The sequence below is a fragment of the Streptomyces sp. NPDC050636 genome (assembly GCF_040654775.1).
Lineage (GTDB): Bacteria > Actinomycetota > Actinomycetes > Streptomycetales > Streptomycetaceae > Streptomyces.
This window is the reverse complement of the sequence record NZ_JBFAIP010000013.1, coordinates 75,268-93,655: the sequence shown is the minus strand read 5'-3', so window position 1 is coordinate 93,655 and position 18,388 is coordinate 75,268. Positions and strand designations below refer to the sequence as shown.

Genomic DNA, 18,388 nt, shown 5'->3' with positions numbered 1-18,388 from the left:
CATGCCATGAATCGATGACGATCGGTCCAGGTCTTCCCCAAAGCGGCATGGAAGCGGGCCACCCGGAGCACTGTCCTGTGTGCCGGTGGGCGACCGCGGAGGTGAGCACGGGCGCGTCGTGGCACGGCACCGGCACCGGCACCGCGGTAAGCGTGCCAGGAGCAGCAGCCAGATCGGACACATCACGTACCACCAGGGGGACAGCACCATGGAGCGACCGCTCGACCGCCCAATAGGCCACTCGACACCCGGTCGCTGCGCGGCCGCCGCGGCCAAGGACCCGACCCCGTGCGAGGGGTCGCACGACGCCGCCACCATCGTCGACCGCCACGGCGCGGAGGTGGCCGGCTGCGTCCACCACTGCGCCCGGCTGCTGGCCTGCCTCGACGGCGGCCGCGTCCACCCGTACGTCCCGGCCGGCCATGCCCTGGACATCTACTCCCGGGCCCGCGAACTACCGCCCTTCGCCTGGGAGATCGGCAAATAGGCACCCGCGAGGGCGCGGCCGACGGCAGCTCCGCGGTGACTGTCAGTGGTCGCTCGTAATCTGCCGGTATGGCAGATCCAGGTGACGGTCGGCACTACACGCAGACGGCGGGGCGGCCCGCCCGGCGGGGTGAGAGCCCGGTCTTCGAGCGCTCCTCAGCACTCGATGATGTTCACCGCGAGCCCGCCCCGGGCCGTCTCCTTGTACTTCACGCTCATGTCGGCACCGGTCTCCTTCATGGTCTTGATGACCTTGTCGAGGGAGACATGGTGGCGGCCGTCGCCGCGCAGCGCCATACGGGCGGCGGTGATGGCCTTGACCGCGGCCATGCCGTTGCGTTCGATGCACGGGATCTGGACGAGGCCGCCGACGGGGTCGCAGGTCAGGCCCAGGTTGTGCTCCATGCCGATCTCGGCGGCGTTCTCGACCTGCTCGGGGGAGCCGCCGAGCACCTCGGCCAGGCCGCCGGCGGCCATGGAGCAGGCGGAGCCGACCTCGCCCTGGCAGCCGACCTCGGCGCCGGAGATGGAGGCGTTCTCCTTGAAGAGCATGCCGATGGCGCCGGCGGCGAGCAGGAAGCGGACGACGCCTTCCTCGTCGGCGCCGGGCACGAAGTTGATGTAGTAGTGCAGGACGGCGGGGATGATGCCGGCCGCGCCGTTGGTGGGGGCGGTGACGACCCGGCCGCCGGCCGCGTTCTCCTCGTTGACGGACATCGCGTAGAGGGTGACCCACTCCATCGCGTGGGCGAGCGGGTCGCCCGCGGAGCGCAGCTGGCGGGCGGAGTTCGCGGCGCGGCGGCGGACCTTGAGGCCGCCGGGCAGGATGCCCTCACGAGACATGCCGCGCGAGACGCAGGCCTGCATGACGCGCCAGATCTCCAGCAGGCCGTCGTGGATCTCCTCCTCCGTGCGCCAGGCCTTCTCGTTCTCCAGCATCAGTGCGGAGATGGACAGCCCGGTGTCCTGGGAGAGGCGCAGCAGCTCGTCGCCGGTGCGGAAGGGGTGCGTGAGGACGGTGTCGTCGAGCTTGATCCGGTCCTCGCCGACCGCGTCCTCGTCGACGACGAAGCCGCCGCCCACCGAGTAGTACGTCTTCTCCAGAAGGGGCGCACCGGCCGCGTCGTAGGCGAAGAGGGTCATGCCGTTGGCGTGGTACGGCAGGGCGCGGCGGCGGTGCAGGATCAGCTCGGTCGACTCGTCGAAGTCGATCTCATGGGCAGTGCCTATCTCGGCGCCCATCAGCCGCAGCCGCTTGGTCGTACGGATCCGCTCGACCTCGTCGTCCGCGCGCTCCACGTCGACGGTGCGGGGGGAGTGGCCCTCCAGACCGAGGAGCACCGCCTTGGGGGTGCCATGGCCGTGGCCGGTGGCGCCGAGCGAACCGAACAGCTCCGCGCGCACCGAGACCGCCTGTGCGAGGAGACCGTCCTTCTTGAGGCGCCCGACGAACATCCGGGCGGCGCGCATCGGGCCGACGGTGTGGGAGCTGGAGGGGCCGATGCCGATGGAGAAGAGGTCGAAGACGGAGATGGCCACGGTGGCGGACTCCCTTGTCTGCTGGGTGGAGGGCGGAGCAATTAGGGCAGGGGGTACGTTTCCGCACCGACGGGTACGCATCTGTGCCGACAGGTACGTTTCTGCGCCGACTGTCGAGCGTAACCCGGACGCGGCGCGACCTCGCCGGACGGAAATCGTCGGGTGGCCGTCGCCAGGGGGAACAGGGGGTATCGGAACCCTCACACGTCGGGCGTCAGGGGCGGGCACGGGGGGAAAACGGCCGGACAGAGCGGGGGCCCGGGGCCGGCGCGCGGCCCCGGGCCCATGGCCCGTTCCCCGGCCCGCCGGACTTCCGGCGGGCCGGGCCCTCAGTGGGAGACTCGCGTCACAGGGCGTCGTACCTCACACGAGGCCGCCCGGGACGCGCATCATCAGAGCGACGGATACAGCGGGTACTTGTCCGCCAGCGCCGTGACCCGGGCCTTGAGCGACTCGGTGTCGTACGACGGCTTCAGCGCCTCGGCGATGATGTCCGCGACCTCGCGGAAGTCGTCGGCCTGGAAGCCGCGGGTGGCCAGCGCCGGCGTGCCGATCCGCAGGCCCGAGGTGACCATCGGCGGCCGCGGGTCGTTCGGGATGGCGTTGCGGTTGACCGTGATGCCGACCTCGTGGAGGCGGTCCTCGGCCTGCTGGCCGTCCAGCTCGCTGTTGCGCAGGTCGACCAGGACGAGGTGGACGTCCGTGCCGCCGGACAGGACGGAGACGCCGACCTCGGTGACGTCCGGCTGGATCAGCCGCTCGGCGAGGATACGGGCGCCGTCCAGGGTGCGCTGCTGGCGCTCCTTGAATTCCTCGGACGCCGCGACCTTGAAGGACACCGCCTTCGCCGCGATGACATGCTCCAGCGGGCCGCCCTGCTGGCCCGGGAAGACCGCCGAGTTGATCTTCTTGGCGAGCTCCTGGGTGGACAGGATCACACCGCCGCGCGGACCGCCGAGGGTCTTGTGCGTGGTGGTGGTGACGACATGCGCGTGCGGCACGGGGGAGGGGTGCAGACCCGCGGCGACCAGACCGGCGAAGTGCGCCATGTCGACCATCAGGTACGCGCCGACCTCGTCCGCGATCCGGCGGAAGGCCGCGAAGTCCAGCTGCCGCGGGTAGGCGGACCAGCCGGCCACGATCAGCTTGGGGCGGTGCTCCTTGGCGAGGCGCTCGACCTCTTCCATGTCGACCAGGTTGGTCTTCTCGTCGACGTGGTAGGGCACCACGTTGTAGAGCTTGCCGGAGAAATTGATCTTCATGCCGTGGGTCAGGTGCCCGCCGTGGGCGAGGTTCAGGCCCAGGATGGTGTCGCCCGGCTTGATCAGCGCGAACATCGCGGCGGCGTTGGCCTGCGCGCCCGAGTGCGGCTGGACGTTGGCGGCCTCGGCGCCGAAGAGCGCCTTGATCCGGTCGATGGCAATCTGCTCGACGACATCGACGTGCTCACAGCCGCCGTAGTAGCGGCGGCCGGGGTAGCCCTCGGCGTACTTGTTGGTGAGGACGGAGCCCTGAGCCTCCATGACGGCGACCGGAGCGAAGTTCTCCGACGCGATCATTTCGAGGGTGGACTGCTGACGGTGGAGCTCGGCGTCGACGGCGGCGGCGACGTCGGGGTCGAGCTCATGGAGGGAGCTGTTGAGAAGCGACATGAGTTTTCCTGGAGGGGTCAGGGGCGCGATGGGGGTCCCCCGGACGCAGTCCGGGGAGCTTCCACTCGGGCGGTGGCAGAGGGACCGGGCAGGCTCAGCCGGCGGTGAAGGCGGTGTACTCGTCGGCCGAGAGCAGTTCGCCCGGCTCGCCGGCGATCCTCACCTTGAACAGCCAACCACCCTCGAACGGGGCGGAGTTCACCAGCGAGGGGTCGTTGACGACATCCTCGTTGGTCTCGGTGACCTCGCCGTCGACGGGCGCGTAGAGGTCACTGACCGACTTGGTCGACTCCAGCTCACCGCAGGTCTCGCCCGCCGTGACCGTGGTACCGACCTCAGGAAGCTGCACGTAGACGACATCGCCGAGGGCGTTGGCCGCGTGCTCCGTGATGCCGACCGTCGAGACACCGTCCTCGTCGGTCGACAGCCACTCGTGCTCCTTGCTGTAGCGCAGCTGCTGGGGGTTGCTCATGGCTCGATTCTCCTGTACGCGAGGGTGTGATCGTGAATGGGGTCTTGCACAGTGAGACGCGCGGTGCGCGCCGGTGCTGCTCCGCCCACGGCAGCCGCCGTAGGTGAAGCGTTACTTCTGCCGCTTGTAGAAGGGCAGCGCGACGACCTCATACGGCTCATGGCTTCCACGGATGTCCACCGCGACACCCTCGGTGCCCGGCGTGGCGTATGCCGCGTCGACATAGGCGATGGCGAGCGGCTTGCCCAGGGTGGGGGACGGCGCCCCGGAGGTGACCTCGCCGATGACCGTGCCGTCGGCCGCGACGACCGGGTATCCGGCGCGCGGCACCCGGCGGCCCTCGGCGATCAGGCCGACCAGCTTGCGCGGCGGGCTGGCCTCGGCGCGCTCGGCGGCCGCAGCCAGCGCGGCGCGGCCCACGAAGTCACCGTTGTTGGTGGTCTTCTCGAACTTCACGACCCGACCGAGACCGGCGTCGAACGGCGTGGTCGCGGTGGTCAGCTCGTGCCCGTACAGCGGCATGCCCGCCTCCAGGCGCAGCGTGTCACGGCAGGACAGCCCGCACGGGATCAGCCCGGCGTCCTTGCCGGCCGCGGTCAGCGCCTCCCAGAGGGCGACCGCGTCCGCGGGGCGGACGAACAGCTCGAAGCCGTCCTCGCCGGTGTATCCGGTGCGGGCGATCAGCGCATCCACACCGGCGACCGTCCCGGGCAGGCCCGCGTAGTACTTGAGGCCGTCCAGGTCGGCGTCCGTCAGTCCCTTGAGGATGCCGGGGGACTCCGGGCCCTGAATCGCGATCAGCGCATACGCGTCCCGGTCGTCGCGGACCGCGGCGTCGAAGCCGGCCCCGCGCTCGGTCAGCGCGTCCAGCACCACCTGGGCGTTGGAGGCGTTGGCGACGACCATGTACTCCTGCTCGGCGAGGCGGTAGACGATCAGGTCGTCCAGAATGCCGCCCTCGGCCTCGCAGATCATGGTGTAGCGGGCGCGGCCGGTCTTCACCCCGCCGATGTTGCCCACCAGCGCGTAGTCGAGCAGGTCGGCGGCCTGCGGTCCGGTGACGGTGATCTCGCCCATGTGGGAGAGGTCGAAGAGGCCGGCGCGGGTGCGGACGGCGACGTGCTCGTCGCGTTCGCTGCCGTAGCGCAGCGGCATGTCCCAGCCGGCGAAGTCGGTCATGGTCGCGCCGAGCGTGCGATGCGTGGCATCGAGCGCGGTGCGGCGGGGGGCATCAGTCATGGTTCTGGGCTCCCAGGCATGGGTGACAAGACGTTCTCCCCATCTGTCATCGGAACCTGAGAGGTTCACCGGGATCCCGCGAACGGACCCGGTTTGCACCTTGGGTGGAGCCGCCCCGTAGGCCGGGCAGTGGCTCGCTTTTCAGATCTGCCTCGCCCGCGCGGTATAGGGGCCTGAGAGATTCAAGGGAGGACTTGCTCCTTCGGCGCCCCGCCGTGGCGGCCGGGGACTCTCCCGCGCGGATTCAAGCGGCCGGTATGGAGTTGGCCGTGCACGGGTGTCGAACCGGTGTGCACGTGGCGCCGACATCATTGCACGGGATCGCCGGATACAGGAGCCCTGGTCGTCGCCCCGCCCCCGGCCACGTCCACAGCGCGGACGGATCGGACAATCTCCTTGAAGGGCATTACCGTTTCTTGACACTCTGCGGGTAGAGAACGGGCTTGGACCGGACTCGAACCGGACCGGGAGGGGCGATCACGGTGCACAGGGAAGCCGCATTCGCGACGAATGCGGGGGTCGCGGGCGCCGCGATGCCCCGCCCCAGGCGCACGCCCCTGGCCGTCGTCAGGCCAGGACGCAACGCCGATGTCATGGACTTGAGAGGAGCGCAGCAGGCCCGCCACGCGGCCGAGATGCGCTTTCCGGCCGGCGACCTGGTCGTGGTCTCCGGCCTGCCGGGGAGCGGCAAGAGCACGCTGATGCACCGCATCGTGCCGTCGTTGGACGCGCGGGGCGTCCCGGTGCACCGCATCGACTCGCAGGACGTCCGCGCACGCTGGGAGCGCGGCAGGCTGCGCCGGCTGCCGTACGGCCTCTACCGCCCGCTGGTCCGCGCCTCCCACTACCTCGGGCTGCGCCGCGCGCTGCGTTCCCGCGAGAGCGTGGTGGTGCACGACTGCGGGACGCAGGCGTGGGTGCGGCGCTGGATCGCGCGGTCGGCCCGGCGCGGCGGCCGGGGGCTGCATCTGGTGCTGCTCGATGTGTCGCCCGAGGTGGCGCTGTCCGGCCAGGAGTCCCGGGGGCGCGGGGTCTCGGGGTACGCGTTCGCGCGGCACCGCAGGGCGGTCGGCCGGCTGGTCGGCGGGGCGGAGGCGGCCCGGCTGCCGAAGGGCTTCGACTCGGCGGTGCTGCTGGACCGGGGGGCGGCCAGCGCGCTGGAGACGGTGGGTTTCGGCTGACCGAGACGGTGGGTTTCGGCTGGGGTGGGGTCCCTAGGGGGTGGGCGAACACTTCCCGTAGGTGTTGCGAGCGCCCCCTGCGGGGCCACAACGTGGGGGCGCGGGGCGTTATTCCGGTGGTGCGGAAGGGGATCGGCAAGACGGTGCCCGGCCGCAGGATCGGCAAGACGGTGCCCGGCCGCAGGATCGGCAAGACGGTGCCCGGCCGCAGGATCGGTAAGACGGTGCCCGGCCGCAGGATCGGTAAGACGGTGCCCGGCCGCAGGATCGGCAGGACGCCGTCCGGTCGCCTTCCTGCTTCCTGCAGAGACCCGCGGCCGGGAACCCCGCCGTGCTCGTTTAGGGTCTTTGGCCAGAAAGCGCGGTGTGAACGGGGCGGTGCGAACGGGTGGATGAGATGAACTTTCCGGAGCAGGGAATACCGGAGCTGGCGTGGCCGGCGAACGAGCTCGAAGAGGTGCTGGGCGCGTCGGTCGGGCACCCGGGCGCGGGCGGCCGGATCGTCGAGGTACTGGGCCGCAGCCGGCTGTGGGTACCGCTGCCCAACGGCGGCGGCCCCGAGAGCGCGGGCCTGGGTGCCGGCGGCCTCGACCTGCCCACCGTGGAGATCGGCGGCGCGGCGTATGTCCCGGTCTTCAGCTCCGAGCAGGAGTTCCGGCGGGCCGTCGGCCCGCACATGTCCTTCACCGTCGCGCCGGCCCGGGAGTTCGCCCGCGGCCTGCCCGCGAAGCTGGGCATCGCGGTCAATCCGGACGGCACGATCGGCGTCCCGCTGCCGCCGGACGCGGTGGCCGCACTGTGCCGGGTGGGGCGTACGGAGGCGGACGGCCCGGCGAGCGGCGGCCGGGTGCGGCTCTTCGAGCCGGACTGGCAGGACGAGCCGGTGGACTTCCTGGCCGCCGCCGGACTGGAGTTCTCCGGTGCCGGATTTGTCCTGACTGCCCGGCGTGTCCTGGCAAGTGTCGAGGGCGACACGCCCGCGCTGTTCGTCGGAGTTCAGGTCGAGGTGCCCCCCGCCGCGCTGCACGACGGCACCGCCCGCGAAGGGGCCCTGCAAGCCCTGGGACGTGCGCTGGGCGCGGTGCCGGTGCCCTGGCCCGTACAACTCGTCATGCTGGACATCGCCCAGGGCGACCCGGTCGCCGACTGGATGCTGGAGCGTGTGCGGCCCTTCTACGCTCGGGAGCACTCGTAAGCTGGTTGGATGACGGGCGGGCGCCCCACGTGCCCTGCCGACAGAAGGGACGGACCACGTGAGCGCGGGTGCGCATCAGGGAGCGGCGGCGGCCGGACAGGTCGAGCAGATGCTGCAGCAGGTCTCGCCCGGTCGCTACGACGCCTATGAGGCGCTGCTGCAGGCACTCGCCACCGGACAGGTCTGGATGCTGCTCTGGCAGGGCCGGGCCGGTATGCCCGACGCGCAGTACGGAAACATGGAGGTCGACGGCCTCGGCTACGCGCCGTGTGTGACCTCCGCCGCCGAACTCGCCGCCTCCGGCTGGACCCGCGACCACGAACTCGTCACCGGTCCCGACATCGCTGCGACGCTCTTCCCCGACCGCTGGGGCCTGTGGCTGAATCCGCACGCTCCCGGCGGTGGAGTCGGCATTCCCTGGCTGGATCTGCGCCGTATCGCCGGCGGCCTCGATCGGCTGCCCGCCGGACCGCTGCGGATCTCGGACCCGGTCATCGACATCCCGCAGTTCTATGCCCTCCTGGCCCAGAACGCCCACCGGACGCCCGCTGTACGGTCGTTGCGCCGGGCGTGGGTGCAGCCCGCCCTGGGTGCCCCCTATCTGGCGATCGGTCTGGACCTGTACGACACCGGCCAGCACGCGGTGGATTCGGTGCGGTTGATGATCCAGCAGTCGATCGGCGCGGTTCCGGACGGATTGCCGGTATCGACCGTCGCCATGAACGATGAATACGACCCCGTCGGCATGTGGATGCGGGCTTCCACGCGCCCCTTCTTCGACCGCGACGGCTATGCCCAGCCCCCCGGCCAGGGCCCCGCTCCCGCGCCTTCCTACGGCTACGGATATCCGCGTCCCTACTGATCCGCGTTGGTCCAAACCAGCTCCGGATAGCCCGGCAGGGCGCTTTTCTTTGGTGTGAATTCACCCCTTGTGCCCACCGGTTGGGCCCCTCTTCCGCGGTTGTGCATTCCGCTTAGCCGGTCCGGCTGTCCGTATAACGGAAGCCCGTGGGCCACATCACAGTTGCGCATCCTTTCACCGCGAGGGCTGGTGAGTGATCGCGAATCGGATGAAGACTCCGGCAGCAGAGAGCTTCGGCTCTTTGTACGGGCGTCATTCAGACCGGCATCGCGTGAATCTCTGATTTCCACGGGGCGAACCTCCGCGATGTCCGCACCACTTGCACTTCCTGCACCAGTGATGTGAATCAGGCCGCTACAGCGGCGGGCATTGGGCCGGCCACCGTCGGCCGAGAGGGGTCAAAGGCACCGTGACCGCACCGATCGAGACCACCGGGGCGGCTGCTGAGGCGCAGCCGGAAGCGGTGCTGAAGGGCGTGGAGAGCAAGCGCATCGAGGGGCGCTCGCTCGGCCAGATCGCGTGGCTGCGCTTCCGGCGCGACAAGGTCGCGGTGGCCGGAGCCATCGTTGTCATCCTGCTCGTCGTGGTCGCCGCGCTCTCCCGTCCCCTCCAGGCGCTGCTCGGGCTGGACCCGAACAGCCCGAACCAGTCGCTGATCGACCCCAACACCACGCTGCCCAAGGGCGACTTCGGCGGCATGAGCGGGGACCACCCGCTCGGTGTGGACCCCAAGTTCGGCCGCGACCTGCTCGCGCGCATCATCGAGGGCTCCTGGGTGTCGCTGATCGTCGCCTTCGGCGCGACGCTGCTGTCGGTCGCCATCGGCACCGTCCTCGGCGTCGTCGCCGGCTTCTACCGAGGGCGGGTGGACGCGTTCATCAGCCGCATGATGGATGTCTTCCTGGCCTTCCCGCTGCTGCTGTTCGCCATCGCCATCTCCGCCTCGCTCCAGGGCGGCGCATTCGGGATGGAAGGCCTGCCGCTGCACATCTCGGTGCTGATCTTCGTGATCGGCTTCTTCAACTGGCCGTACATGGGACGTATCGTGCGCGCCCAGACGCTGTCGCTGCGCGAACGCGAATTCGTGGACGCCGCCCGCGGCATGGGCGCGCGCGGGCCGTTCATCCTCTTCCGGGAACTGCTGCCCAACCTGGTGGGACCGATCATCGTCTACTCGACGCTGCTGATCCCCTCCAACATCCTCTTCGAGGCGGCGCTGAGCTTCCTGGGCGTCGGCATTCAACCTCCCCAGGCGTCCTGGGGCGGAATGCTCAACCAGGCGGTCAAGTACTACGAGGTCGACCCCCAGTACATGATCGTCCCCGGCCTTGCGATCTTCGTCACCGTGCTCGCGTTCAACCTGCTCGGTGACGGTCTGAGGGACGCGCTGGACCCGCGCAGCCGCTGACGACTGCCGGGCACCCGCCCGCCGCCCAGAAGCCTCAACAGCATTGTGGCGTTTTGATGTTCCGACCTTTTTCGACGAACGAAGGGGATACCGACCATCATGCGAAGGTCAGTTCCGGTCGCGGCGATCGCGGCCATCACCAGTGCGGGCCTTTTGCTGGCCGGCTGCAGCGGGAGCAAAGGCTCCTCGGACGGCTCGGCCGAGGCGAACGCCGCGACCAAGGACATCGTCAATGTCTCGGACGCGAAGGGGGGCACGGTCAACTACGCGATCAGCGACGCCCCCGAGTCGTTCGACCCGGGCAACACGTACTACGCCTTCATCTACAACTTCAGCCGGCTCTACGCGCGCCCGCTCACCACCTTCAAGCCGGGCCCCGGCTCGAAGGGCAACGAGCTGGTCCCGGACCTCGCCGAGTCGATGGGCAAGGCCTCCGACGGCGGTAAGACCTGGACGTACAAGATCCGCAAGGGCCTCAAGTACGACGACGGCTCGGCGATCACGTCCCAGGACGTCAAGTACGCGGTCGAGCGCAGCAACTTCGCGCGTGACACCCTCTCGCTGGGCCCGAACTACTTCCAGCAGTTCCTCAAGGACAACGACGGCGGCTACAAGGGCCCCTACAAGGACAAGAGCAAGGACGGGCTCAAGTCCATAGAGACCCCTGACGACCACACGATCGTCTTCCGCCTGAAGAAGGCGTTCGCCGAGTTCGACTACCTGGTGAGCGCCCCGCAGACCGCCCCGGTGCCGCAGGCCAAGGACAAGGGCGCGGACTACACCAAGTCCGTGGTCTCCTCCGGTTCTTACAAGTTCCAGAGCTACGAGGAGGGCAAGCAGCTCACCCTCGTCCGCAACCCGCACTGGTCCGCCAAGACCGACACGCTGCGCAAGCAGCTGCCGGACAAGATCGTCCTGAAGCTGAAGGTCGCCCAGTCGACCATCGACAAGGACCTGCAGTCCGGCAACACCCTGGTGGACCTGGCCGGACGCGGTGTCGACGGCCAGACGCAGGCCAAGCTCCTGGTGGACTCCAAGGCGAAGGCCAACACCGACAACGCGCTCGGCCAGCGCCTCGTCTACACGGCGATCAACACCAAGGCGAAGCCGTTCGACAACATCGAGTGCCGCAAGGCCGTCGAGTACGCCATCGACAAGAAGGCCGTGCAGACCTCGCTCGGCGGCCCGATCCGCGGTGAGGTGGCGTCCACGGCCCTGCCCACCGACATCGACGGCTACCAGAAATTCGACCTGTACCCGCAGAAGTACAAGGGCGACAAGCTGGATCTGACCGAGGCCAAGAAGCACTGGGACAAGTGTGGCGCCGGCAAGATCGACACCACCATCCTGGCGCGCAACGACCGTCAGGACGAGGTGGACGCGGCGACCACGGTCATCGACTCGCTCAAGAAGATCGGCATCAACGCCAAGATCCAGAGCTACCCGACCAGCAAGTACTTCTCGGACTACGCGGGTGTGCCGGAGTTCAACAAGAAGAACAACGTCGGCCTGATCATGATGCAGTGGGGCTCGGACTTCCCGACCGGCTACGGCTACCTGCAGCAGATCCTCAACGGCAAGGCGATCAGCAAGTCGGGTAACACCAACCTCTCGCAGCTGGACGACCCGGAGATCAACAAGCTGCTCGACACCGCCATCGCCAACACCGACAAGGCCGCCCGTGAGAAGGCGTACGCCGAGATCGACAAGAAGGCGATGGAGCAGGCGGCGCTGGTCCCGCTCACCTACTTCAAGGTCCTGATGTACCGCTCGCCCAAGGCCACCAACATGGTGTCCACCTCGGCCTTCAGCGGTGAGTACGACTACCTCAACATCGGCGTCAAGAAGTAGCAGCCCTGGAAGGCAGGTGAAGGCATTGGTATCCGCGGGCCGGTCATGGCCGGCCCGCGGTACCGGCGCCGCATCCCCGTGTTCTCGTACATCATCCGCAGGTTGATCAGCGCAGTGATCCTGCTGCTGATCGTCAGCGCGGTCACTTTCGGCATCTTCTTCCTGCTGCCGAAACTGGCCGGGCAGAGCACCGACCAGCTTGCCCAGCAGTACATCGGAAAGGCCCCCACGCCCGCGGACATTGCCGCGGTAAAGAAGAACCTCGGCCTGGACAAGCCCGTGTACGAGCAGTACTGGGACTTCCTCAAGGGCATTTTCGTCGGTGTCGACTATAAATTCGGTCCGGAAGCGGCCAAGTGCCATGTGCCGTGCTTCGGTTATTCCTTCAAGACGCATATCGAGGTCTGGCCGGAAATCCAGTCCCGGCTTCCGGTGACCCTTTCGCTGGCCGGCGGTGCCGCCGTGACGTGGGTCGTCTCCGGTGTCGCCACCGGCGTGCTGTCCGCGCTGCGCCCCGGCTCGCTCTTCGACCGGATGGCCATGGGTGTCGCCCTGGCCGGCGTCTCCCTCCCCATGTTCTTCACCGGCGCCCTGGCGCTGGCCCTCTTCACCTACCAGTGGCCGATCTTCGAACGCAGCGACTACGTACCGCTGATGGACGATCCGTTCCTCTGGGCACGGACCCTGGTCCTGCCCTGGGTGACGCTGGCCTTCCTCTACTCCGCGCTCTACGCCCGGCTCACCAGGGCCGGCATGCTGGAGACGCTGAGCGAGGACTACATCCGTACCGCCCGCGCCAAGGGCCTGCGCGAACGCAAGGTGGTCGTACGGCACGGTCTGCGCGCCGCGCTCACCCCGATCATCACGGTGTTCGGCATGGACCTGGGCCTGCTGCTCGGCGGCGCGCTGATCACCGAACAGGTCTTCTCGCTCAAGGGAGTCGGCGCCTTCGCCGTCGAAGCGATCAACGCCAACGACCTGCCGAACATTCTCGGCGTCACCCTGCTCGCCGCGTTCTTCATCGTCATTTGCAACCTGGTGGTGGACGTTCTGTACGCCGCCGTCGACCCGCGGGTGAGGCTCTCGTGACCGACCTGGACAAGACGGGCGCCGCGGTCGGTGAACCGACCCCCGCAGCGGCGCAGCCGCCCTCCGCGTTCCTCGAAGTGCGCGACCTGAAGGTGCACTTCCCGACCGACGACGGCATCGTGAAGTCCGTCGACGGCCTCTCCTTCGGCCTGGAGAAGGGCAAGACCCTCGGCATCGTCGGCGAGTCCGGCTCCGGCAAGTCCGTGACCTCGCTCGCCGTCATGGGGCTGCACCGCGCCTCCCGCCAGCAGCGCAGCAAGGTCAGCATGTCCGGCGAGATCTGGCTGGACGGCAAGGAGCTGGTCTCCGCCGATCCGGACGAGGTGCGGCGGCTGCGCGGCCGCGAGATGGCGATGATCTTCCAGGACCCGCTGTCCGCGCTGCACCCCTTCTACACCGTCGGCCAGCAGATCGTGGAGGCGTACCGCGTCCACAACGAGGTCGACAAGAAGACCGCGCGCAAGCGGGCCATCGAGATGCTCGACCGGGTCGGCATCCCGCAGCCCGACAAGCGGGTGGACGACCATCCGCACCAGTTCTCCGGCGGTATGCGCCAGCGCGCGATGATCGCGATGGCGCTGGTCAACAACCCCGAGCTGCTGATCGCCGACGAGCCGACCACCGCCCTCGACGTCACCGTCCAGGCGCAGATCCTGGACCTGATCCGCGATCTCCAGAAGGAGTTCGGCTCGGCGGTCATCATCATCACCCACGACCTGGGAGTGGTGGCCGAGCTCGCCGACGACCTGCTGGTGATGTACGGCGGCCGGTGCGTGGAGCGCGGGCCCGCGGAGAAGGTCTTCTACGCGCCCCAGCACCCCTACACCTGGGGCCTGCTCGGCTCCATGCCGCGGATCGACCGTGACCAGACCGACCGGCTGATCCCCGTCAAGGGATCGCCGCCCAGCCTGATCAACGTGCCGTCCGGCTGTGCCTTCAACCCCCGTTGCCCGTACGCGGACGTCCCCAAGGACAACGTCACCCGCACGGTGCGCCCCGAACTGCGCCAGGTCGACGGCGGGCACTTCTCCGCCTGTCACATGTCGCAGGAGGAGCGGGAGCGTATCTGGACCGAAGAGATTGCGCCGAAGCTGTGACCGAGACAGACGACAGCAAGAAGATCCCGGTCGAGAAGTCGGCCGGCACCGCACCGGCGGCCGCACCCGAGGCCGCCCCCGATCCCGAGCCGCTGCTGCGGGTCCGCGGTCTGGTCCGGCACTTCCCGATCACCAAGGGCCTGCTCAAGCGGCAGGTCGGGGCGGTCCAGGCGGTCGACGGCATCGACTTCGACGTCCGGCCCGGGGAGACGCTCGGCGTCGTCGGCGAGTCCGGCTGCGGCAAGTCGACGATGGGCCGGCTGATCACCCGGCTCGACGAGCCCACCGGCGGCTCCATCGAGTTCCAGGGCCGGGACATCACCCATCTGTCCCCGGGCAAGCTGCGGCCGATGCGCCGCGACGTCCAGATGATCTTCCAGGATCCGTACGGTTCGCTGAACCCGCGGCACACCATCGGCGGCATCATCGGCACCCCCTTCCGCCTCCAGGGCGTCGAGCCCGAGGGCGGTGTGAAGAAGGAGGTGCAGCGGCTGCTGGAGCTGGTGGGCCTGAGCCCGGAGCACTACAACCGCTATCCGCACGAGTTCTCCGGCGGCCAGCGGCAGCGCATCGGTATCGCACGGGCGCTGGCCCTCAAGCCGAAGCTGGTCGTCGCCGACGAGCCGGTCTCGGCCCTCGATGTCTCCATCCAGGCGCAGGTCGTCAACCTCATGGACGACCTCCAGGAGGAGCTGGGGCTGACCTACGTCATCATCGCGCACGACCTCTCGGTCATCCGGCATGTATCGGACCGGATCGCGGTCATGTACCTCGGGAAGATCGTGGAGTTGGCCGACCGCAAGGCGCTCTACGAGTCACCGATGCACCCGTACACCAAGGCGCTGCTCTCCGCGGTGCCGGTGCCCGACCCCAAGCGGCGGACCCAGCGCGACCGGATTCTGCTCAAGGGCGATGTGCCGTCGCCGATCAACCCGCCGTCCGGCTGCCGGTTCCGTACCCGCTGCTGGAAGGCGACCGAGGTGTGCGCAACCACGGAACCGCCGCTGGTCGCGCTGCGCACGGGCCACCAGGTGGCCTGCCACCACCCGGAGAACGCCTCGGACCAGGCCCCCGGCAAGGTGCCCGCCCAGGCATCGGTCCAGACATCGGGCACGGCGTCCGCCAAGACACCGGACCCGGCACCGGACCCGGCGAAGAAGGCGTCAAACGCGCCAACTGATCAGTAATGCCTGAGGGATTGGCAAAGTCCCCGGTAAAACGGGGCGGGAGAGTGCAGAGTCGGCGCGGTTGTTTCCTTCATCCGTGTGTTCGAAAGGACGGCTCGTGGCACTCTCCCGTTCCGGGCGTCGCACTTCCCGCCTGCTCGCCCCGGCGGCCGGCGGTGGCCTCGGCGCGCCGGCCGTTTTCGGCTCGCAGAGCAGCTCCGACTATGGCTGGTTGACTTCCTCCCTCCCCTGGCGGAGAGGGATTCCTACGGCTCGCGCCGTGGGGTTTCCTGCTTCGTCGCCGACTGCCTGCCCGGAATTCTCCGTTGAGGTCTTACACCGGCTCCACAGGCTGATACCGCCAGCCCGGCGGCCAGAAGGTTTTCCGCTGAGTTCACATCCCGGTCGTGCGTTGCGCCGCAGCCATCGCATGTCCAGGTGCGGACGTGAAGTGGCATCTGCTGTTGCAGGGCGCCGCAGTGGGAGCACAGCTTGGATGAGGGAAACCAGCGGTCCACGACCACCAGGTTCCGCCCGTACCAGGCCGCTTTGTACTCCAGCATGCTCCGGAACTCCGACCATGCGGCGTCGCAGATGGCTCGGGCGAGCTTCCGGTTCTTGACCATGTTGCGCACGGCCAGGTCCTCGATCGCGAGCGTTTGGTTTTCGCGCACGAGACGAGTGGCTGAGTTGCTGGCGTGCGAAAACTCGGATAACTTTCGATCATGCCGCTTCGTACCCACGAGGAACGCCGCGAGTACCAGCGCCAATGGCGACAAAAGAGAACAGAGGCTGGGCTCTGCTACGCATGTAGTAGCCCCTCCATACCCGGTAGGACACGGTGCGCAGATTGCGCAGAGAAAGTCCGTACCGCCAGTATCGAACGACGTGCCAAGCGACGCGTTCAGGGCCTTTGCGTCATCTGTGGAGCGCCGGTCAAAAGTAGTCGGATGTGCTGCCAGGACTGCATCACCCGGCAAACGAACCGGCATCATCGTTTCAGAGACGCAGCCCTCAACCGTTACGGGCGTAAATGCGCGTGCTGTGGTGAGGCGGAGAAGTCGTTCCTCTGCATTGACCACATCAACAACGACGGTAACAAGCACAGACAAGAAGTTGGCGCAGGAACCAGCTTCTTCGTCTGGCTCGCAAAGAATGGATTCCCTGACGGGTTTCAGACGCTCTGTTGGAACTGCAATGCAGGGAAGCACATCAACGGCGGAGTATGCCCACACCAGGCACCGCAGATATGAGTCAGGTGGCCTGGGCAGCTGCAAGAGCGAGGTTGTAGACCTTCCGTACGCATCCGAAGGTGCGCGACAGCTCCGCTGCCTGCGCATTCGTCGGGTAGAAGCGGTATTTGAACGCCCGCTTCACGGACGTGGTCGACATGCCTCACAAGCTAGCGTGTCAACGTGTAATCCCGCAGCCAATCGCTTGCGGCCGTAAGTCCTGCTGCTAGGCGCCCCGCTTGCCCCCGCCGGCGAGCTGCTGCGACCGGGGCAGATGCAGGCCGAGGTAGACCGCGGACATCCGCAGTGCGAACACCACCCCCGCCGAGATCGCGGCGGCGGGGGTGGCCCCGGTGCCGAGGTGGTACAGCGCCAGATAGCAGCAGGCGCCGGCCAGCGCGGCGATCGCGTACACGTCCTCACGCAGCAGCAGTGGCGGGAACTCCCCGCACAGCACATCGCGGATGACCTCACCGGCAACTCCGGTCAGTACCGCGAGAATGATCACCGCGAGCGGGGTGGCGCCCGCCTCGATCGCCGCGCGGGCCCCGATCACCGTGACGACAGCGAGCCCGACCGCGTCCACCACCAGCAGCGATTTGCGCGGCAGCGACCAGAACCGCAGATAGACCATGGTGCCGACGCCGACACAGATGATCACCGTCAGCAGTACCCAGTCGTGCGTCCAGTACAGCGGCTGCCGGTTGAGGATCAGATCGCGCAGCGTGCCGCCGGAGATGGACGCGGCGAAGGCGAGCACCAGCCCGCCGAAGGGGTCCATGTTGGCGCGGTAGGCGGCCAGCACCCCGCTCGCGGCGAAGGCCGACACGCCGACCAGGTAGAGCACATGAAGCATGGCGCCCATCATCGCAGGCCCGGAACGGCCGCCTCCGCTCGCGGTCGCCGCGGCCGGCGAGAGGGTCGTGGAAATTGACCCTACCGGTCGGTAACCATTCCCTGTACCGTGCATGCCATGGCAATGGCGACCATCGGTAACAGTGAGTTCGACCGCGATACGGCGGTCACCCGCCGCGCTCCCGGCGTCTATGACGCGCACCTCTCAGCCGGGTGGACGATCATCCAGGCGGTCAACGGCGGCTATCTGCTCGCCCTCATGGGCCGCGCGCTGGGCGACGCCCTGCCGCACCCCGACCCGATGTCGGTCACCGCGCACTACCTCACGGCCTCCGTCCCCGGACCTGCCGTCATCCGCACCGAAGTGGTCCGCACCGGCCGCACGATGTCCACCGGCACCGCCACCCTCGTCCAGTTCGCCGAGGACGGCACCGAGATCGAGCGGCTGCGGGTGCTCGCCGCGTACGGCGACCTCGGCGCGCTGCCCGACGACGTCCGCACGACCGCCAAGCCGCCGGCCATTCCCCCGTACGAACACTGCCTGGGCACCGACAGTGCCCCCGGCGGCCGGCCGGCCATCCCCGGCAGCACCGCCATCGCCGGGCGGCTCGACCTCCGGCTGGACCCGGCGACCGCGGGCTGGGCCGTCGGCGCGCCGTCCGGCAAGGGCGAGATGCGCGCCTGGTTCGGCCTCGCCGACGGCCGCGCGCCCGACCCGCTCTCGCTCCTCCTGACGGTCGACGCGCTGCCGCCCACCGCCTTCGAGATGGGCCTGTCCGGCTGGGTCCCCACCGTCGAGCTCACCGCCCACATCCGGCGCCGCCCGGCGCCCGGCCCGCTCCGGGTCGCCATCACCACCCGCAACCTGGCCGGCGGTTTCCTGGAGGAGGACGCCGAGGTCTGGGACTTCGAGGACCGTCTCGTCGCGCAGTCCCGCCAGTTGGCACGGGCGTTGTAGGCGGTCCGCGGCAGCGGCCGCGGTGGCCGCCGCTCTGGTCGGACGGTGGCCGAATCGCGGCTCACCTGACGTGAAAGAGACGGCGGCGCCCGGCGTGCTCGTGCCA

15 protein-coding genes, 2 pseudogenes and 1 riboswitch are annotated in these 18,388 nt (G+C 68.7%); of the genes and pseudogenes, 10 read left to right on the top strand and 7 right to left on the bottom strand.

The window, feature by feature from the left end; all coding sequences use genetic code 11:
- Positions 1–208 precede the first annotated feature (208 nt).
- A complete protein-coding gene (locus tag AB0I10_RS14070) occupies positions 209–487 on the top strand; it encodes a hypothetical protein (protein ID WP_363152684.1) in 279 nt (92 codons plus the stop codon).
- Between the two features lie 155 nt (positions 488–642).
- On the opposite strand, the gene AB0I10_RS14065 is transcribed toward AB0I10_RS14070, so the two are convergent.
- The 4 genes from AB0I10_RS14065 to gcvT all read right to left on the bottom strand — a co-directional run bounded on the left by AB0I10_RS14065 (position 643) and on the right by gcvT (position 5,388).
- The gene (locus AB0I10_RS14065) at positions 643–2,025 is read right to left on the bottom strand and encodes an L-serine ammonia-lyase (protein ID WP_363152683.1); all 1,383 of its coding nucleotides are present in this window, start codon (positions 2,023–2,025) and stop codon (positions 643–645) included.
- A 392-nt stretch (positions 2,026–2,417) separates the two neighbouring features.
- Complete coding sequence (glyA, locus tag AB0I10_RS14060) at positions 2,418–3,677, bottom strand: serine hydroxymethyltransferase (RefSeq protein WP_363152682.1); 1,260 nt, start codon at positions 3,675–3,677, stop codon at positions 2,418–2,420.
- Positions 3,678–3,771: 94 nt separating this feature from the next.
- Positions 3,772–4,149: a glycine cleavage system protein GcvH gene (gene gcvH, locus AB0I10_RS14055; RefSeq protein ID WP_363152681.1), complete on the bottom strand. Its 378-nt coding sequence runs from the start codon at positions 4,147–4,149 to the stop codon at positions 3,772–3,774.
- 111 nt (positions 4,150–4,260) lie between these two features.
- Positions 4,261–5,388 carry a glycine cleavage system aminomethyltransferase GcvT gene (gene gcvT, locus AB0I10_RS14050; protein WP_363152680.1) on the bottom strand — a complete coding sequence of 376 codons (1,128 nt, stop codon included), beginning with the start codon at positions 5,386–5,388 and terminating at the stop codon, positions 4,261–4,263.
- A gap of 151 nt (positions 5,389–5,539) precedes the next feature.
- Positions 5,540–5,635, bottom strand: a riboswitch (glycine riboswitch).
- 286 nt (positions 5,636–5,921) lie between these two features.
- Here gcvT and AB0I10_RS14045 point away from each other — a divergent pair.
- From AB0I10_RS14045 to AB0I10_RS14010, 8 genes are all read left to right on the top strand, one after another.
- Entirely contained in the window at positions 5,922–6,569 is a 648-nt protein-coding gene (locus AB0I10_RS14045; RefSeq protein ID WP_363152733.1) for an AAA family ATPase, read from the top strand.
- A 397-nt stretch (positions 6,570–6,966) separates the two neighbouring features.
- A complete protein-coding gene (locus AB0I10_RS14040; protein WP_363152679.1) occupies positions 6,967–7,764 on the top strand; it encodes an enhanced serine sensitivity protein SseB in 798 nt (265 codons plus the stop codon).
- Positions 7,765–7,822: 58 nt separating this feature from the next.
- Complete coding sequence (locus AB0I10_RS14035; protein WP_363152678.1) at positions 7,823–8,626, top strand: enhanced serine sensitivity protein SseB C-terminal domain-containing protein; 804 nt, start codon at positions 7,823–7,825, stop codon at positions 8,624–8,626.
- A gap of 409 nt (positions 8,627–9,035) precedes the next feature.
- Positions 9,036–10,034, top strand: a complete 999-nt coding sequence (locus AB0I10_RS14030) for an ABC transporter permease (RefSeq protein WP_363152677.1) — start codon at positions 9,036–9,038, stop codon at positions 10,032–10,034.
- A gap of 99 nt (positions 10,035–10,133) precedes the next feature.
- Complete coding sequence (locus tag AB0I10_RS14025; RefSeq protein WP_363152676.1) at positions 10,134–11,885, top strand: ABC transporter substrate-binding protein; 1,752 nt, start codon at positions 10,134–10,136, stop codon at positions 11,883–11,885.
- A 78-nt stretch (positions 11,886–11,963) separates the two neighbouring features.
- Entirely contained in the window at positions 11,964–12,974 is a 1,011-nt protein-coding gene (locus tag AB0I10_RS14020; RefSeq protein ID WP_363152732.1) for an ABC transporter permease, read from the top strand.
- Positions 12,971–14,071 (top strand): ABC transporter ATP-binding protein, encoded by a 1,101-nt coding sequence (locus tag AB0I10_RS14015; protein ID WP_363152675.1) that lies wholly within the window; start codon positions 12,971–12,973, stop codon positions 14,069–14,071. Before AB0I10_RS14020 ends, AB0I10_RS14015 begins: the two co-directional genes overlap by 4 nt.
- The gene (locus tag AB0I10_RS14010; RefSeq protein WP_363152674.1) at positions 14,068–15,258 is read left to right on the top strand and encodes a dipeptide ABC transporter ATP-binding protein; all 1,191 of its coding nucleotides are present in this window, start codon (positions 14,068–14,070) and stop codon (positions 15,256–15,258) included. The genes AB0I10_RS14015 and AB0I10_RS14010 overlap by 4 nt, the downstream gene beginning before the upstream one ends.
- Positions 15,259–15,503: 245 nt before the next feature.
- Here AB0I10_RS14010 and AB0I10_RS14005 read toward each other — a convergent pair.
- The 3 genes and pseudogenes from AB0I10_RS14005 to AB0I10_RS13995 all read right to left on the bottom strand — a co-directional run.
- Positions 15,504–15,920, bottom strand: a pseudogene (locus tag AB0I10_RS14005) (RNA-guided endonuclease TnpB family protein); the annotation flags it as partial.
- Between the two features lie 586 nt (positions 15,921–16,506).
- A pseudogene (locus AB0I10_RS14000) lies at positions 16,507–16,629 on the bottom strand (helix-turn-helix domain-containing protein); the annotation flags it as partial.
- Between the two features lie 66 nt (positions 16,630–16,695).
- Entirely contained in the window at positions 16,696–17,325 is a 630-nt protein-coding gene (locus AB0I10_RS13995; RefSeq protein WP_363152673.1) for a trimeric intracellular cation channel family protein, read from the bottom strand.
- 117 nt (positions 17,326–17,442) lie between these two features.
- Here AB0I10_RS13995 and AB0I10_RS13990 point away from each other — a divergent pair, with 117 nt between their 5' ends.
- Entirely contained in the window at positions 17,443–18,282 is an 840-nt protein-coding gene (locus tag AB0I10_RS13990) for a thioesterase family protein (RefSeq protein WP_363152672.1), read from the top strand.
- The last annotated feature ends 106 nt before the right edge of the window (positions 18,283–18,388 follow it).

What these genes read in the sequence shown, in the direction of transcription:
- AB0I10_RS14070 (WP_363152684.1), top strand. Translation starts at nt 209, where the DNA reads ATGGAGCGACCGCTCGACCGCCCAATAGGCCACTCGACACCCGGTCGC.
- glyA (WP_363152682.1), bottom strand. Translation starts at nt 3,677, where the DNA reads ATGTCGCTTCTCAACAGCTCCCTCCATGAGCTCGACCCCGACGTCGCC.
- gcvH (WP_363152681.1), bottom strand. Translation starts at nt 4,149, where the DNA reads ATGAGCAACCCCCAGCAGCTGCGCTACAGCAAGGAGCACGAGTGGCTG.
- gcvT (WP_363152680.1), bottom strand. Translation starts at nt 5,388, where the DNA reads ATGACTGATGCCCCCCGCCGCACCGCGCTCGATGCCACGCATCGCACG.
- AB0I10_RS14045 (WP_363152733.1), top strand. Translation starts at nt 5,922, where the DNA reads ATGCCCCGCCCCAGGCGCACGCCCCTGGCCGTCGTCAGGCCAGGACGC.
- AB0I10_RS14040 (WP_363152679.1), top strand. Translation starts at nt 6,967, where the DNA reads ATGAACTTTCCGGAGCAGGGAATACCGGAGCTGGCGTGGCCGGCGAAC.
- AB0I10_RS14025 (WP_363152676.1), top strand. Translation starts at nt 10,134, where the DNA reads ATGCGAAGGTCAGTTCCGGTCGCGGCGATCGCGGCCATCACCAGTGCG.
- AB0I10_RS13995 (WP_363152673.1), bottom strand. Translation starts at nt 17,325, where the DNA reads ATGCTTCATGTGCTCTACCTGGTCGGCGTGTCGGCCTTCGCCGCGAGC.
- AB0I10_RS13990 (WP_363152672.1), top strand. Translation starts at nt 17,443, where the DNA reads ATGGCAATGGCGACCATCGGTAACAGTGAGTTCGACCGCGATACGGCG.